The 16,301-nt window shown below is 65.8% G+C and carries 10 protein-coding genes; 5 read left to right on the top strand and 5 right to left on the bottom strand.

Annotated elements, in window-relative coordinates; genetic code table 11:
* Positions 1 to 117: 117 nt before the first annotated feature.
* Positions 118 to 5,019, bottom strand: a complete 4,902-nt coding sequence (locus tag IAE37_RS04775; protein WP_201169985.1) for an alpha-2-macroglobulin family protein — start codon at positions 5,017 to 5,019, stop codon at positions 118 to 120.
* 208 nt (positions 5,020 to 5,227) lie between these two features.
* On the opposite strand from IAE37_RS04775, the gene IAE37_RS04770 reads away from it, so the two are divergent.
* The 3 genes from IAE37_RS04770 to IAE37_RS04760 all read left to right on the top strand — a co-directional run bounded on the left by IAE37_RS04770 (position 5,228) and on the right by IAE37_RS04760 (position 7,474).
* The gene (locus IAE37_RS04770) at positions 5,228 to 6,565 is read left to right on the top strand and encodes an MATE family efflux transporter (RefSeq protein ID WP_201169983.1); all 1,338 of its coding nucleotides are present in this window, start codon (positions 5,228 to 5,230) and stop codon (positions 6,563 to 6,565) included.
* 116 nt (positions 6,566 to 6,681) lie between these two features.
* A complete protein-coding gene (locus tag IAE37_RS04765; RefSeq protein ID WP_201169979.1) occupies positions 6,682 to 7,068 on the top strand; it encodes a polymorphic toxin type 44 domain-containing protein in 387 nt (128 codons plus the stop codon).
* Positions 7,046 to 7,474 (top strand): hypothetical protein, encoded by a 429-nt coding sequence (locus IAE37_RS04760; RefSeq protein WP_236409782.1) that lies wholly within the window; start codon positions 7,046 to 7,048, stop codon positions 7,472 to 7,474. The genes IAE37_RS04765 and IAE37_RS04760 overlap by 23 nt, the downstream gene beginning before the upstream one ends.
* Before the next feature lie 217 nt (positions 7,475 to 7,691).
* On the opposite strand, the gene speA is transcribed toward IAE37_RS04760, so the two are convergent.
* The 4 genes from speA to IAE37_RS04740 all read right to left on the bottom strand — a co-directional run bounded on the left by speA (position 7,692) and on the right by IAE37_RS04740 (position 11,951).
* Entirely contained in the window at positions 7,692 to 9,605 is a 1,914-nt protein-coding gene (gene speA, locus IAE37_RS04755) for an arginine decarboxylase (RefSeq protein ID WP_201169975.1), read from the bottom strand.
* A 153-nt stretch (positions 9,606 to 9,758) separates the two neighbouring features.
* Entirely contained in the window at positions 9,759 to 10,130 is a 372-nt protein-coding gene (locus tag IAE37_RS04750; protein WP_201169973.1) for a translation initiation factor Sui1, read from the bottom strand.
* A 214-nt stretch (positions 10,131 to 10,344) separates the two neighbouring features.
* A complete protein-coding gene (locus tag IAE37_RS04745; protein WP_201169971.1) occupies positions 10,345 to 10,881 on the bottom strand; it encodes an NUDIX hydrolase in 537 nt (178 codons plus the stop codon).
* Positions 10,882 to 10,883: 2 nt separating this feature from the next.
* Positions 10,884 to 11,951, bottom strand: coding sequence for a DUF2333 family protein (locus tag IAE37_RS04740; RefSeq protein WP_201169969.1), 1,068 nt, complete (start codon positions 11,949 to 11,951; stop codon positions 10,884 to 10,886).
* 140 nt (positions 11,952 to 12,091) lie between these two features.
* Here IAE37_RS04740 and IAE37_RS04735 point away from each other — a divergent pair, with 140 nt between their 5' ends.
* Positions 12,092 to 14,197: a methyl-accepting chemotaxis protein gene (locus tag IAE37_RS04735; protein WP_442967766.1), complete on the top strand. Its 2,106-nt coding sequence runs from the start codon at positions 12,092 to 12,094 to the stop codon at positions 14,195 to 14,197.
* 201 nt (positions 14,198 to 14,398) lie between these two features.
* Entirely contained in the window at positions 14,399 to 16,168 is a 1,770-nt protein-coding gene (locus IAE37_RS04730; protein ID WP_201169955.1) for a protein-disulfide reductase DsbD, read from the top strand.
* Positions 16,169 to 16,301 lie beyond the last annotated feature (133 nt).

The following is a 16,301-nucleotide window of genomic DNA, read 5'->3' as shown; positions in this document are numbered from 1 at the left end:
CCCCCCCCCCCCCCCCCCCCCCCCCCCCCCCCCCCCCCCCCCCCCCCCGGGCCCCCCCCCGGGGGGGGGGGGGGCCCCCCCCCCCCCCCGCTCCTACAAGGGCCGCTCGTCCCCACCCTATCGGGCCCTGACCGTCATCTCCCCCTGCCCATCACCGACCGCCTGCAGGTTCGGCCGGTACATCGACTCGACCTGCGGTGGCGGTACGCGATAGGTCCCTGGCGTTACCGCCCGAGCCAGGTATAGCAGGTGAGTGGTGCCGTAGCCGTCGAGCTTGAGCGCGGCCACGTAGCGATCATCACGATACTCCTGGTGCACCACGCTGGCGTTCTGCATCGACTCGCGCCACTGCTTCACCGCGCTGCTGGCGTTGTCCAGGCTGGCCGCGCTCTGCGCCAGGTTCTGGTTTTCCAGCTCCAGGCCCGCCGGCAGCAGGTCGACCACCAGCGCATCCGGCACCCGGTCCTGGGACTTGAGCGCCAGGTGCACCAGCACCAGGTCACCACTGCGCAGGTTGTGCAGGTCCAGGGCCTGGCCGTTCATGCCCAGGTATTCGCGGCGAATCTCCATGCCATTGCCCATGGCAGCCGGTGCCTGACGCGGATAGCCCGACAGCGTGAGCTGCTGGTAGAGGGTCTCGCTGCCCTGGTTCTGCACGCTCAGCGGCGACTGCAGCAGCGGCCCTTCGAGCTTCAGGCCGGCTTCGGCATTGTTCAGCTCGCGCACCTCGCCGGCGCTGTCCAGGCGTGCCTGCCACTGGCCTTCAGGCTTGCCGAGCAGACCACGACCGGCCAGGTACAGGGCGTTGCGTTCCTGGGTCGACAGCCAGCGGTTGGCCGCCAGTTCATCGGAGAGGGCGAACAGGCGCTGGTCGACCTGGCCGCTGGCCAGGTCGTTCTCCTGCAACAGCGCGAGGATCAGCGCCTGGTCACGCAGGCTGCTACCGTAGTCGGCCATCCAGCCCTTGCTACGGCTGATGCCCAACCCGGCCTGCAAGGCCTGTTGCGAGCGTGGCTTGTCGCCCATCTTGTCCAGCGCCACCGCCAGTTGCACCAACGGTAGGCCGGAGCGCGCATCGGCGCGGCGATCAAAGAGGCTGCGCAGGGCCCCCAGCGGCGCCTGCTGGCTGCGCGCGAGCACCAGCGCCGCATAGGCCTGCACGGCGAAGCGGGTGTGCTCGGCGTTCTCGCTGTAGTCGACCTCGATCAGGTTGCGCTCCTGCAGGTAACGCAGCAGACGCTCGTTGGCCTTCTTCAAGGCCTCGGCCGGCACGCCGTAGCCCTGGTCGCGGGCGCGCAGCAGGAAGTCGGTGACATAGGCGGTCAACCAGTACTCTTCCTCGCTGTCCGAACTCCACAGGCCGAAGCTACCGTTGTAGCGCTGCATGCCCAGCAGGTGCTCGATGCCCATCTCGATCTTGCGCTTGCGCACTTCGGCCGGCTCGCCCTTGATGCCCAGACGCTTGAGGCTTTCGGCATCGGCATAGAGCGATGGGTACAGCCCGCTGGTGGTCTGCTCCAGGCAGCCGTACGGGTAGGCCTCCAAGGCGCGGATCTGCTCGGCCAGGTTCAGTGGCGGGCGGCTCGACAGGGCCAGGCTGGCCTCGAGGCCAGCGGGCTCGAAGGCGGCCAGGTCGGCTTCGGGCAGCGACCACGGCTGGTCCTTGAGGGCCACGCGGTAATGCTTGAGCATCGCTGGGTAGGCCGGGCGCACGCCCAGAGTCCACTCGCGTTCGAAGGCAGTGGCCGGCTCGCCGGGCAACTGCAGGCCATTGACCCGCACCCGCACCTTGCCCTGGCCCAGGCCTCCCTCGGCCTGCACCGGGATCAGCAGCGTGCGGCGCTGGCCTTCGGCCAGGGCGACGCTCTGCTGGGCGCCCGTGGCCAGGCTCAGCTGGCCTTCGGTGGTGAGCTCGACGCTCAATTGCTGGGCGCGGCCAGACAGGTTGGCCAGGTCCAGCGCCAGGTTGGTCTGATCGCCCCCGGCCAGGAAGCGCGGCGCCGACAGTTCGGCGATCAACGGCGCGGCGACCACGGTCTTGCCCTCGGCCATGCCGAAGTGTTCGTCGGTCCAGGCCTGGGCCATCAGTCGCAGTTCGCCGTTGAAATCGGGAATCTCGACTGTCGCCTCGCCTTCACCCTGGTCGTTCAGGGTCACCGGCAGGCTTTGCTGGGCGACGATGGTCACCGTGGTGTTTGGGCGCTTGCCGCCCTTGGCCATTGCCGCGTCACCGCCGAACGCCAGGCTGGCCAGGCGGCCCTGGCCGGCTTCGATCAGCTGCCCGTAGATGTCCAGCTGGTCAGCGCCGTAGGCCTTGCGCCCGAACAGGCTGGCGAACGGGTCGGGGGTCTTGAAGTCGGTGATGTTGAGGATGCCGACGTCCACCGCGGACAGCAGCACGTGCACCTGCTTGGGAATGCTGCCGTCGGCGTTGGCGGCCTTGAAGCGGACCGTCAGCGGCTGCTTGGGGCGCATCTTCTCCGGTGCCTGCAGGCTGAGCGCGAGCTTGCGCTCGGCACGGGCCAGCGGCAGGTGCAGCACACCCACGGCACGCTTGGGCGTGGCATTGGCCTTGCGCTCGCCGGGGCGGATCACCAGGGCGCTGATGTACAGGTCGTGACGGGCCCACTGCTTGTCCAGCTGGACGTCGAAGGTCTTGCCTTCGGCCGGCACGTCGATCTCCTGCCACCAAAGCGGGCCCTCGCTGGACTCGACCATCAGGTAGCCGCTGCCGGCCGCTGGCGGGGTCACGGTGACCTTGGCCGTGGCACCATCGGCGTAGGCCGGCTTGTCGAGCGCCAGCTTGACCTGGTCGGGGCGCACCGCACCGCCTTCGGCGTTGTCCTGGGCGCGGTAGCCGGCCCAGAAGCGTGCACTGGACACCAACCCGGTCTGCGGGTCCTCGACCTCGACGCGGTACGGCCCCCACTCCACCGGGAAGCTGAGCTTGGCGGTGGAGCCGGCCTTGACGCTCAGTGTCTGCTCGCTCTGGGTGAGGAATTTCTCGTTGTAGTTGTAGCTCCAACCGTCGCTGTCCGAGTAGTTCCAGTAGTAGTCGCGGCGCTCGCGCACCAACCGTACCTTGAGTTCGTCGGCGGCAAGCTTGTGGCCGTCGCGGTCGGCGACCAGGAACTCGAATTCCACCGGGCCATCGCTGTCGGTCTCGTCGCCGTCGAACAGGCCACGCAGGCCCGGCAGGCGCTCCGCCGGCCAGATCGGCTGTTCGAGGCGGCGAGTGATCGGCCGGCCACCAGACTCCTGCAGGCTGGCCTGCACGGTCAGTTGCAGCGGCGAGCGGGCCTCGGCCCAGCGGCTTTCGATATCCAGCACGGCCTTGCCGGCCTGATCGAGGGTCACTTCGTCAAGTTCCAGGTCCTGGTTCAGGTCGGTCTCGGTGACCGCGCCGAACTGGTAGCCTGGCAGGGCCGGCACCGCTTCGCGCAGAGGGCGCACATAGGCCTGGCCGCTCAGGCGGTTGCCGGCGGCCGGGGCACCGTACAGGTAGCGGCCATTGACCTGGATCCGAGCATCCTGATCGGGCGACAGCGGCTTGGCACTGCCCTTGAGTTCCAGCGCCAGGCGCTCCGGGAGGAAGTCCTCGACCAGGAACTCGTAGACCTGCTTGCGCCCACCACCCAGGTCGAGCAGCAACTGCCAGCGCCCGGTCGGCGCCTCCGTGGCCAACTGCAACTGGTACTGGAACAGGCCGTTGGCATCGGCTTCCCAGACGAACTTGCGGCTCACCTGTTCATCGGGGCGGCGCACCTCCACATTGACCGGCTGGGCCTTGACCGGCTTGCCATCCTGATCGCGCAGCAGGCCGTTGAGCAGCACGGTCTCGCCGGGGCGATAGAGGTCGCGTGGGCCGAAGATGAAGAACTGCAGCGGATTGGCCTGCGGCCCGGTGATGTCGAACTCGGCCAGGTCGAGGGCCGCAGTGTTCAGGCGCAGCAACGTGGTGTGCACGCCCTGGGTGGCGATCAGGGTATCGGCCTTGGCAGTGATCGGCAGTTGCGCATGACCGGCGCCATCGGTACTGGCCTGGGCCAACAGCTTGCCCTTGTCGTCGTGCAGTTCGAGCTTGACGTCCTTGAGCGCCTTGCCGCCTTCCAGTGCCTGGGCGAACACATCCAGGCGGTCGCGGTAGCGGTGCGCGGAAACGCCGATGTCGCTCAAGGTGAACAGGGTGGCCGGCTGCGAGTAATCGTAGGTGCCCGAGGCGCGCATCACCGCCAGGTACACCCCGGGCTCCTGCAGCGGCTTGATACCGGCGATGGGCAGCAGCACGGTCTCGCGGGTGTTGCGCGCAGGGTTGAGGTCGAAGCGGCCGCTGTAGACCAGGTCGGCCATGTTCAGCGTTTCCTTCGACTGGTAGTAGTACAGGCTGCTGTTGCGCCCCCAGTTGGCGAGGAAGGTCGAGAGCATTTCCGGCTTGACCCGGAAGAACTCGACATCGACCTTGGCGACGTTCAGGGCAATGACCGGCAGGCCTTCGGCCAGGCGCGTGGGCAGCAGCGAGCCGCGGCTGGCGAAGCCTACGGTCGGCTGCATGTCACGGGTTTCCAGGCGGCTGACCGACTCGTCGGCCAACTGCTGGCCGTTGACCGCGCGCAGGCCCTTGTCGACGGTCAGTACCAGCTTGCGCTGCGGCTCGAGGTGGCGCAGGCGCAACTCCATCTGGTTGTCGGACAGCTCCCACGCGCCGTCGAGCTTGCCTTTTACGGTGTCCACCAGGTGCACGCGGGCGGCGAAGTCCTGGTCGGCGTCGAGCGGCGCCGAGAAGCTGATCGACAGCGCGCTGGCGCCGTCGACCTGGACTTCCGACACATCCAGCACGCTGAGTTCGCGTCCCTCGTAACGCTTGGCGAGCACCGCCGGGTCCTCGCGCTTGGGCGCCGGCGTCGTGGCCGGAGCGGTGGCTGCAGGTTTTTCAGCCGGCGCGGGTTTGTCGGGGGACGAAGAGTCACATGCACTGAGCAAGGCCAGCGCGCAGGCCAGCAACAATCCTTTGTTGAACATGGAGTAGAAACTCTTGGGCAGCGTGGAGGTGAGGGCAGCAACTATAACGTAACGGTCGGCGCGATACCTGCCACCGACCGTCGAATGAGACAGTGTTCGCACGCGTTGGTTGCCGGGCCGTTACAATGCGGCCTGCCGAACATGGGGGGCGCTTCGCGGGCACGCCCGCTCCCACAGTGTGAGCGGCCCCACAGCCTCAGGAAATCCAATGTCGCAACTGTCCACCGACTGGCAGCATCGCTCCACGCACCGCAAGGTCTGGGCACTCGCCGCGCCGATGATCCTCTCCAACATCTCGGTGCCGCTGGTGGCGCTGGTCGACAGCACCGTCATCGGCCACCTGCCCCACGCTCACCAGTTGGGCGCCGTGGCCGTGGGCGCGACGTTGTTCACCTTCATGGTTGGCCTGCTCGGCTTCCTGCGCATGGGCTCCACCGGCTTCGCCGCCCAGGCCGCCGGGCGCGCCGACGGCGCGGCGCTGCGCCAGGTGCTGGCGCAAGGGCTGCTGCTGGCAGCCGGCCTGGGCTTGCTGATCGGCCTGCTGGCCCTGCCCTTCAGCCAGCTTGCACTACAGGCGATGCAACCGAGCGCGGCACTGCAGCAATCCACCGAGACCTTCTTCCACACCCGCCTGCTCGGCCTGCCCGCAGCGCTGGCCAGCTACGCCCTGGTCGGCTGGTTCCTCGGCACCCAGAACGCGCGGGCGCCTTTGGCGATCCTGCTGACCACCAACCTGCTGAACATCGCCCTCAACCTATGGTTCGTGCTGGGGTTGGACTGGGGCGTGCTGGGTTCGGCGCGGGCGTCGGTGATCGCCGAGTGGAGCGCCGCGCTGCTGGGCCTGGCCCTGACCCGCCCGGCGCTGCGCGCCTACCCTGGGCGAATCGCCTGGGCAGCGCTGAAGCGCTGGCAGGCCTGGCGCCCGTTGCTGGCGGTGAACCGCGACATCTTCCTGCGCAGCCTGGCGCTGCAACTGGTGTTCCTGGCAATTACCGTGCAGGGCGCGCGGTTGGGTGAGGCCACGGTGGCGGCCAACGCCCTGCTTCTCAATGGCCTGTTGCTGACCGCCTATGCCCTCGATGGCCTGGCGCATGCCGTCGAGGCGCTGTGCGGCCATGCCATTGGCGCGAGCGACCGTACCACCTTGCGCCGCTCGCTGGTGGTCGCCGGTGGTTGGTCGCTGATCATCAGCCTGGTTTTCGCCGGAGCCTTCCTGCTCGGCGGGCACCTGTTCATCGACCTGCAAACCGATATCGACAGCGTGCGCACGGCGGCCTATCCGTATCTCCCATACTTGGCCGTGCTGCCTGTAATCGCGGTGTGGAGCTACTTGCTGGACGGGTTGTTCATCGGCGCCACGCGGGCGCGGGAGATGCGCAATGCGATGCTGGTGTCGGTGCTGATCGCGCTGCCCGTGGCGTGGCTGATGAGCGGGTTCGGCAACCATGGCTTGTGGCTGGCGTTCCTGGGCTTCATGGCGTTGCGGGCGGTGACGCTGGGGTGGGTGGGGTGGAAATTGAACCAGCAAGGGAAGTGGGTTGCGTAGCCGAAGAACACAATATGAAAAACAAACTCACTTGACCGTCTTGGATGGTTTAAGCAAGAAATGCTCTGCCCAAGGAAGGGAAATCATCTTACCCATGCCATGAGCAAGGAGCCGCGATGTACCCTCCACCTACCCCCTCGGGAGTTTCTGTACTAAGTAATATGCATGCTGCCAGTCGCGAACGTCTTTACTTTAAAAATGGCGGTACTGGTTTTTTAGTCTCGTGGTTCTACTCCAAGGTGCGCAACCACGGCGATTGGGATTACAAGCAGCAAGGAAGGGAATATGAGGCCTTGGGAAACTTCAACTACGGCGCAACTGGAACTGCTGCGGGTCTTTCGGAAGAATTCCTGCTGAGAGGAGCTGGGTGGGCGCAGAGTCGTGCAGGCACGAGTAACTCTACGTTTGGCTCGTGGTGGGGAGACCCTCCTTACGGTGATGATCCAGAAGATCAGGAATGGATCAAGGCAGGTATCAGATATGCGAAGTCGTTTGGCTACTAAATGGTTCATAGCCGTTTTGCTCCTGCTCAATCTCGGACAAGCCCTATGGATTCTCAGCTCGAGATCCCACCCTGTCTTGACCAAAGTTGTTTCGGTCACACCGATTGGAAAGCACAGCGCGGTCTATGAAGTACTCAGCGACGACGGTGGCGCTACAGTCCCGTTGACCTATTTGTATTTTGTGGCGGAACAGGCTCAACGGGATGAGGTATTACCGAATCTCAAGAAACTCACACCCTTTCTGGTGACACGGCAATCGGGCGCGATAGAACATGTGGAAGACTTGAAAATAGTGGCCCGAACCCAAGACAAGGTATACAGCTACTCAAGCACATCGATTCTCGAAGAGAATGGTGTCGTCGCGCCAATCACCATCGAACTCACGGCAAAAGCCCCTCCAAGATAAAGGGGCCGCATAGCGTAATGCCAGTCAGTCAAGCAATTTGGGGCCGCTTGCGGCCCTTTCGCGGCCCAAGGCCGCTTCTACAGGGTCCGCCTGAGCCCGTGAATGTTGGCTTGCGCGGTTTTTGTAGGAGCGGCCTTGCCGGGGCGCCGGACCGGCCGGATGGGCTGCGAAGCAGCCCTAAGTGAACAGCATTACCGCATAGCGGCCCCTTTTTGGGTCAGGAAGACAAGTACGAAGACCGCGTCAACCCCAGGCGCAGCGCATCGAGGAACTGGGTCCGCTCGCGTGCGCTGATCTTGGCGCTGGCTACCTTGTCGCGGTAATGCGTCATCAGTTCCTCCGGCGACAGGTGCACATAACGCAGCATGTCCTCGATGGTGTCGTGGGTCTCGATCCCGGCGTGGTACACGCTGCCGTCGGCGTTCTGGTAGATGTTCACCGAGTCGGTGTCACCGAACAGGTTGTGCATATCGCCGAGGATCTCCTGGTACGCCCCGACCAGGAACACGCCCAGCAGGTAGTCCTCGCCCTCGTTGACCGCGTGCACCGGCATGCTGGTCTCGATGCTCTGTTCGTCGACGTACTGGTTGATCTTGCCGTCGGAATCGCAGGTCAGGTCTTGCAGCACCGCGCGACGCATCGGCTCTTCGTCCAGGCGGTGCAGCGGAATGATCGGCAGCACCTGGCCAATGGCCCAGGTATCGGGCAGGCTCTGGAACACCGAGAAGTTGCAGATGTACTTGTCGGCAAGCTTGTCGTTGAGTTCGTCCAGCACCTGGCGGTGCGAGCGCTGGCGGGCCTTCAGCGAGTTGTGCAGGCGACGGCAGACGGCGAAGTAGCACTGCTCGGCCAGGGCTTTCTCGGCCAGGCTGATCTTGCCATCGGCATACTGCGCCGCCACGTCGCCCAGGTAGTGGGTGGCGCGCCAGTAGGTTTCGGTGACCATCTCGATATCGGTCGGGCCAAGCAGGTCGACCAGCCATTGCACGGTTTCCGGCAGGGCTTCCTTGTTCTCGATGGTCGGTACGTCGTCGTTGTGTTTCTCGACATCGGTCACCTGGATCACCAGCATCGCGTGGTGCGCGGTCAGCGACCGACCGCTCTCGGAGAAGATGTGCGGGTGCGGCAGGCCCTGCGCGTCGCAGAACTCCTTGAGCATGCCCACCACCACGCCGGCGTAGTCGTCCATGTCGTAGTTGATCGAGCTGGCATTGCGCGAGTGCGTGCCGTCGTAGTCCACGCCCAGGCCACCGCCGACGTCGATGTGATCGACCGGCAGGCCCAGCGCACGCAGCTCGCCGTAGTAGCGGATGGCTTCCTTGAAACCGTGCTGGTAGTCGGCCAGGTTGGCGATCTGCGAGCCCATGTGGAAGTGCAACAGGCGGATGCCCTGGTCCAGCCCGGCATCACGGAAGCGCTGCACCACCGAGATCAGTTGCGCTGCAGACAGCCCGAACTTGGATTTCTCGCCGCCGGTGTCGGCCCACTTGCTCGACGCCAGCGACGACAGGCGCACGCGCAGGCCGACCTGCGGCTTGACCTTGAGCTCGGCGGCCTCCTCGATCACCAGGGCGACCTCGGATTCCTTCTCGATGACGATGAACACGTTGTGGCCAAGCTTCTGGCCCATCAGCGCCAGGCGGATGAACTCGCGATCCTTGTAGCCATTGCAGACGATGGTGCCGCCCTTGGGCGCCAGCGCCAGCACCGCCAGCAGCTCCGGCTTGGAACCGGCCTCCAGGCCGATCGAGACGTTCTGCGTGGCGATGATGTTCTCCACCACCGCCTCCTGCTGGTTGACCTTGATCGGGTACAGCGCGGTGTACTGGCTCTGGTACTCCAGGCGCGCGATATTGGCGTCGAACGCCCCGGTCAGCTGGCGCACGCGGTCCTGCAGGATATCCGGGAAGCGCACCAGCAGCGGCAGCGACAGGCCGCTCTGGCGCAGTTGGTCGACCTGCTCGTAGAGGTCGATGGATGCGCTGCCAGGGCCATTGGGGCGCACTTCGACGCGCCCGGCCTCATTGATGGCGAAATAACCAGCGCCCCAGTGGCGGATCCCATAGACACTTCGGCTGTCGGCTACGGTCCACTGGCTGCCATCGTCTTTGCGTGTGCGTCGTACGGACATTCAAGTCCCCCATGAATAAGTCGAAGACACTGCCCCCGGCACGGTGGCGGGCGCAGTGTAGAAGCTGAAAGTGACGATTCATCCGTGTGCAGTCATAGACCCTGCCCACGGGAACGAGTTTAGAAAGTGCTGGGCGAAAACGCGCGAACGGCCTCAGCCGCCGGACTTCTTCGCCTTGAAACCCTGCTTGATAAGCTCGCCGATCAACAGCTCGACATGGTCGCCCTGGATCTCGATCACGCCATCCTTGAGGGCACCACCGGTGCCGCAGCGGCGCTTGAGCGTACTGGCCAGCTCCTTGAGCTGGTCGAGGGGCAACGGCACGCCGGTGACGGTGGTCACGGTCTTGCCGCCACGGCCCTTGCTCTCGCGGCGCACACGTGCGATGCCATCGCCTTCGGGGATGAGCGTCTGCTTGCAGGTACAGGCGTCCACGGGCTGGCCGCAATCGGGGCAGTGCCGACCGGCATCGGTGGAGTAAACGAGACCGCCAAGGGCGGCGAAGGAAGAAGCTTTCTTGGCCACTTTTGTTCCTCTGTGCTGAGGACAAAAACTGGTCGTGCCCGGGGTGGGGACCGACCGCGAAGCCCCACTCTGGCAGGGGCGGCGCTATTGCCGCAAGACCTGCGACAACCCGAAAAGGGCGCGCAGTGTAACGATAAATCAGGCTGTTGCTAAGTACTGGAATGCGCCATTTTGCGAATGTTTTGCGACCTGGGGCCGCTCTGCAGCCCCAGCTTTACATCAGGCTGGTTTTATAGCGCTGCAAAGCCGCCAACGAGTCGGGGCAGTAGGGCCTTGTCAGGCTTTCCCGTTCAGCCTGCTCGAGGCTGACGAACTTCGCCTCGCTCACCTCTTCCGGCTGCAGGCGCAATGGCGCATCCGACACCGCCGAATACACCGCGCACCACAGGCGATTGTCCGGCTGGTCGAAGTAGAAGCGCTCGTGAAAGCGCAGCACCACGCCGTCGATCCCCAGCTCCTCGGCCAGTTCGCGCCGCGCCGAGTCGCTGTAGGCCTCCCCTGCCGCCACCATGCCACCGGCGGCGACATCCCAGTAGCCGGGGTACAGCGCCTTGCTCAAGGTACGCCGGTGCACGCACAGCTCTCCGGCACCGTTGAACAGCAGGATGAACGTACAGCGGCCGATCAGCCCGCGCTCGCGCAGCTCGGCCCGGGGCAACGCGCCGAGCACCTGGTCGGCCTCGTCCACCCAGGCCACCAGCTCGCGGTCGGAAGCCGCCCGGTGGGCGGCCTCGGAGGGGGCGATGGTCATGTTCAACCCTGCGACAGCAGCTGGCGCAGATCGATGACTGCAGCGTTGGCCCGCGAGATGTAGTTGGCCATGACCAGCGAATGGTTGGCCCAGATGCCGAAGCCACTGCCATTGAGCACCATCGGGCTCCACAGCGGCTCCTGCGAAGCTTCCAGCTCGCGAATGATCTGGCGCACGCTGACGGTGGCGTTCTTCTTGGCCAGCACGTCGGCGAAGTCGACCTCGATGGCACGCAGCAGGTGCGACAGGGCCCAGGCCTGGCCACGGGCCTCGTAGAACACGTTGTCGATCTGCAGCCATGGGGTTTCCACGACCTGCTCGTCGACCTGCGGTGCCTCGCCGGCCACCACCGCCTCGGTCTTCAGCGTGGTATTGAGCTTGACCCGGCCGACGCTGGCCGACAGACGCTGGGACAGCGAGCCGAGACGAGTGGCCACGTCACCCAGCCAGTTGTTCAGGTTGTCGGCACGGGTATAGAAGATCGCACCCTTGTCGCCTGCGGCGAGGCGCGCCTGGTAGCGGCTCAGCGACTTGATGCCCTCTTCGAACTCCGACTCGCTGGACGGCAGGATCCAGCTCTTGTTGTCGAAGTTGAAACGCGGCTCGGCCTTGGCCAGGTCGGCGTCCTCGGTGGACTGCGACTGGGAACGGGCGAAATCCTTGCGCAGGGCCCGCGACAGGTCGCGCACCTGCACCAGCACGCCGTATTCCCAGCTCGGCATGTTGTCCATCCAGAGGCCTGGTGGGAAGCGATCGTTGGAGATGTAGCCGCCCGGCTTGGTCAGCAGGGTGTCGGCCACGGTCTTGAGGGTTTCGATGGTGGTGTAGCCCACCACCATCTGCTGGCCGTTGCGTTCAGCAGCGGTTTGCGCATTCTGCTGCACCGGGAACAATTCCGGCTCCTGGCTCCAGTACCAGCCCAGGCCGATGCATACCAGCAGGTACAGGCCGATCAGGGTGCCCAGGGCACGGCTCCAGAGACCACCCAGGTAGCTACGGGCGGCTGCGCCACGGCCATCGACGCGCTCGCGCGGCTCGGCCTTGGCCTCGCGGTTTTTCCAGTCCAGCATGGCGTTGTCCTTAATGTAGTCACGACGGTTCAGGGGCTTGGACCACAGGCCTGTGCCAGGGTGCCACGGCATGCCCGTAACGCAGCACTATAAAGCAGACACCGCCATAGGTATAAGCGACCAACTGCTACAGGGCGCGAATGGCGGCAATGGCGGCGCCCGGGAGCAATGAAGGCACAGTGCCACTTTTTTATGACGCCAAGCCGCCGCCGTCATCACCCGGTCACAAAATCGCAATAACTTCAGGCGCCTACCTCCACTCCCCCGGCAGGAAGTTCGCGGCTATGCGCCTGAAGTGGCTGACCAATCTCAATACCCTGTTGCTGGTGACGGTGTGCATCGCCCTGGGCGTGACCCTGTGGTGGTCGCAGCGGGCGCTGGAGCGCCCCTACCAGTTGATGGAACGCTACCTGGGCCTCTCGCAGCAGTTCCAGAACAGCTCGGCGCGCAACATCCAGGCCTACCTGGGCAGCGGCGACGCCTTGCGCCACGCCGCTGCAGTGGATGCCAACCAGCGGCTCAAGGCTTCGCTGGCCGACTGGCCCGAGGCGCTGGCCAAGCAACTGACGCCAAGCCTGGACAGCCTGCAGGCGTTCACCGCCAACGAGCTGCTGGCCGCAGGCAAGCTGGCCGGCGACCCACAGGCCTTACTGCTGCAGGCCGAGCGCGAGCTGGGGGCGAACTTCGAGCAGTTGGCCGGCTACGCCCGCGACAGCGGCAGCCCAGAGGCCAACCGCTACCTTCTGCCGCTGCTCGATGCCACGGTGCACCTGGGGCGCCTGTCGCTGGCCCGTGACAAGCTGGTCAGCAGCGGCCGGGCGGAGCTGGCTGAGGAGGTCGAACGCGAGTTGCAGTTGATCCGCGCCCAGGCCCAGGTCATCGACGGCCTGCCGCTGCTCGGGGTGACCCGCGCCGCCGAGTCCAATGCCGACGACTTCGCCGCCATGATGGGCCTGCAGACCGAGACCAACGCCCAGCAGGAAGACGTCGCGGTGGGCCTCAAGCGCGAGTTGCAGAGCCTGCTCACACGCTACCCCGCCGAACTGCAGCGCACCCGCGCACAGATCGAGCGCCGCACCGAACTGGCCGCCAGCGCCAACCAGCATCTCGATGCGGTGCGCCAGGCCATTGCCGCGCTGGAACCCGAGGTGCGCGGCCAGCATGCGCAAATCGCTGGCGAAGTGCGCATCATGCAGGGCCTGATGATCGGCCTGATCCTGCTCATCGCCCTGCTCGTCGACACCCTCCAGCGGCGCCTGGCGCGCACCTTGACCAGCCTGGCCCCGGCCTTGTCACGCTGGGCCGAAGGCGATTTCGCCGCGCCTATCGCCCTGGGCCGGACCAACCGCGAGCTGCACGATATCCAGGACTCGCTCAATCGCCTGCGCCAGTACCTGGTGGAACTGGTCGGCACCATCCGCCACAACGCCGAGCAGGTTGCCGGCAGCAGCCATGCCCTGGCCGGGATGAGCGCAGCCTTGCACGATGGCGCCGAACGCCAGGCCGGTGACACCGGCCAGATTCGCGATGCGCTGGGTGAGCTGGAGGCGACCATCCAGCAGGTGGCCGGCGACGCCAGCGCCGCCGCCGATGCCAGCCGCGACGCCGGGCGCGCCGTGGAACAGGGGCAGACGGTGATCGGCCAGAGCCTGTCCGGGTTGCGCGAGCTGCTGAACGAGGTGCAGGGCAACGCTCGCATGATCGAGCAACTGGCCGAGGAATCGGCCACCATCGGCGGCGTGCTGACGGTGATTCGCTCGATTGCCGAACAGACCAACCTGCTGGCGTTGAACGCCGCCATCGAGGCCGCGCGGGCCGGCGAAATGGGCCGTGGGTTCGCCGTGGTGGCCGACGAAGTGCGCTCGCTGGCCCAGCGCACCACCGGCGCCACGGGCGAGATCCAGGCACTGATCGATCGCTTGCAACAAGCCGCGCGCGACTCGGTGGCCGGCATGCGTGCCCAGCTGGAGCATGCCGAGGCCACCGCCGACCAGGCCCAGGCGGCCGACGGCGCACTGGATGAAATCGTCAATGCCATCTGCACGATCGCCGACACGGCCGTGCGCATCGCCGATGTCACCGCGCAGCAGTCTGGGGCGGTGAGCGAGATCCGTGGGCACAGCGAGCGGATTCATGTGTTGGGGGAGGACAATCTGCAGCGTATCGGCGAAGGGCGCGCGCAAGGTGAGCAGCTGCTGAACCTGGGCGGCGAGTTGAAGCGGGCGGTGGGGGTGTTTCGGGTCTGAGCGGTAGCCTGTGCCGGCCTCTTCGCGGGTAAACCCGCTCCTACAGGGGCTGTGCAATATCTGTAGGAGCGGGTTTACCCGCGAAGAGGCCGGCACAGCCCGACCGACCCAGGCGGCCATGTGTCGCCCCCCAACCTTCCAACCTTTCAACCGCCGCCAACTCCGTTATCATGCCGGCACGTTCCACCTAGCGAGTCCGTCATGCGCCGCCTGTTTTTCCTGCTGTTCCTGCTGCTGGCCAGCCCCGCCTTCGCCACGGGCCTGCTGGACAACCGCCCCAGTGCCACCCTCGGCGCCGCCTCGCTGGCCAACGATGCCGACTTCCTGCCAGTCCACGAAGCTTTCAAGCTGAACCTGGTGCAAGCCGATGCCCAGACCATCAAGCTGCGCCTGGTCGCCACCGAGGGCTATTACCTCTACCGTCACCGCTTCAACTTCCACACCGAGCCGGCCGACATCGCCCTCGGCACGCCGCTCATCCCCGAGGGCGAAGCCAAACACGACGAGTTCTTCGGCGACGTCGAGGTGTACCACGGCGTGGTCGATATCGAGATCCCGCGCAAGCCCGACGACGGTCGCGCCTTCACCCTGCTGGTGGGCTACCAGGGCTGCGCCGACAAGGGCCTGTGCTACCCGCCGCAAACCGAACGGCTGGCCATCCCCGGCACGGCCAATACCCCCAGCGCGAGCACAGCCTGGGACTGGAAGTCCGTGCTGCTGTTCTTCCTCGCCGGGGTCGGCCTGACCTTCACCCCCTGTGTATTGCCCATGTTGCCAATCCTCTCCGGGGTCGTGCTGCGTGGCCAAGTCGGTGGCCTGCGGGGGTTGAGCCTGTCGTTGGCCTATGTCCTGCCGATGGCCGCCTCGTTCGCCGTGCTCGGCGCGCTGATGGGCGTGTTCGGCGCCAGCCTCAACCTGCAGGCGCGCCTGCAGTCGGCCTGGGTGCTGGTGCCGTTCGCGCTGTTCTTCGCGGTGTTCGCCCTGGCCATGTTCGGCCTGTTCGAGCTGAAGTTGCCACAGGCCTTGAGCGACCGCCTGGACCGCGTCGCCAATCGTACCCAGGGCGGCTCGCTGCTGGGTGCGGCGGTGCTCGGCGTGCTGTCCAGCCTGCTGGTCTCACCCTGCGTCTCGGCCCCGCTGGCAGGAGCCCTGCTGTACATCAGCGCCAGCGGCGATGCCCTGGGCGGCGCGCTCAAACTGTTCGCCCTGGGCCTGGGCATGGGCGCGCCGCTGCTGCTGATAGCCACCGGGGGCGCTGCCTGGCTGCCCAAGAGCGGGCCATGGCTGAACACCGTGAAGAACGCCATCGGCGTACTGCTGCTGGGCCTGGCCATCGGCTTGCTCAGTCGCGTGCTGCCAGGGCCATTGACGCTGCTGCTGGTGGGCCTGCTGGCTGCGGGCGTGGCGTTGTTCCTCGGCGCGCTGGAGTTCGTGCCCAAGGCGCCGCGGCAACGCCTGGCGCAACTGCTCGGCCTGGCCTTGCTGGTGTACGCCCTGGCTTGCTGGTACGGGGCGCTGAGCGGCCAGGGTGATCCGCTACGCCCCCTCCCGCCGCCTGCTACGGTCAACAACGCCGCCAGCCAGGCCACCAAGACCGACCCCTGGCTGACCCTGACCACACCGGCAGCCCTGGATGCCGCGCTGGCCGAGGCCAAGGCCGCCGGCCAGCCGGTGCTGCTCGACTGGTATGCCGACTGGTGCATCAGTTGCAAGGTCATCGAGCATGAAGTGCTCAACGCCGCCGAAGTACAAACGCAGCTCGGCACGTTCAAACTGCTGCGTTTCGATATCACCGAAAGCAATGCCGAACAGCGCGCCCTGCTCGATCGCTACCAACTGTTCGGGCCGCCAGCGCTGTTATTCTTTGCCGCGAACGGCAGCGAAATGACCGTCGATCGGGTCATTGGCGAGATAAACGCCGGCGATTTCGCACAGGTTCTAACGCGCGTGCGTGGCAAACTCGGTCTATAACTTCCCGCGAGCCGGGAAAAATACTGTCCTGAGTGACCAGATTTAAACATTTGGTCACATACTTCGCGCGAACCTCGGTCATCGTGCCGGCTATTGCCGGGAACTGGACACTTGCCGTCGCTTTACGGCACAC

The sequence above is a fragment of the Pseudomonas sp. S31 genome (genome assembly GCF_016648105.1).
Classification (GTDB): Bacteria; Pseudomonadota; Gammaproteobacteria; order Pseudomonadales; family Pseudomonadaceae; genus Aquipseudomonas.
The sequence above is the reverse complement of the archived record's forward strand: the minus strand, read 5'-3'. Positions and strand labels throughout refer to the sequence as shown.

What these genes read in the sequence shown, in the direction of transcription:
- IAE37_RS04740 (WP_201169969.1), bottom strand. Translation starts at nt 11,951, where the DNA reads ATGCTGGACTGGAAAAACCGCGAGGCCAAGGCCGAGCCGCGCGAGCGC.
- IAE37_RS04765 (WP_201169979.1), top strand. Translation starts at nt 6,682, where the DNA reads ATGTACCCTCCACCTACCCCCTCGGGAGTTTCTGTACTAAGTAATATG.
- IAE37_RS04760 (WP_236409782.1), top strand. Translation starts at nt 7,046, where the DNA reads ATGCGAAGTCGTTTGGCTACTAAATGGTTCATAGCCGTTTTGCTCCTG.
- IAE37_RS04775 (WP_201169985.1), bottom strand. Translation starts at nt 5,019, where the DNA reads ATGTTCAACAAAGGATTGTTGCTGGCCTGCGCGCTGGCCTTGCTCAGT.
- IAE37_RS04730 (WP_201169955.1), top strand. Translation starts at nt 14,399, where the DNA reads ATGCGCCGCCTGTTTTTCCTGCTGTTCCTGCTGCTGGCCAGCCCCGCC.
- speA (WP_201169975.1), bottom strand. Translation starts at nt 9,605, where the DNA reads ATGTCCGTACGACGCACACGCAAAGACGATGGCAGCCAGTGGACCGTA.
- IAE37_RS04735 (WP_442967766.1), top strand. Translation starts at nt 12,092, where the DNA reads ATGGCGGCAATGGCGGCGCCCGGGAGCAATGAAGGCACAGTGCCACTT.
- IAE37_RS04770 (WP_201169983.1), top strand. Translation starts at nt 5,228, where the DNA reads ATGTCGCAACTGTCCACCGACTGGCAGCATCGCTCCACGCACCGCAAG.
- IAE37_RS04745 (WP_201169971.1), bottom strand. Translation starts at nt 10,881, where the DNA reads ATGACCATCGCCCCCTCCGAGGCCGCCCACCGGGCGGCTTCCGACCGC.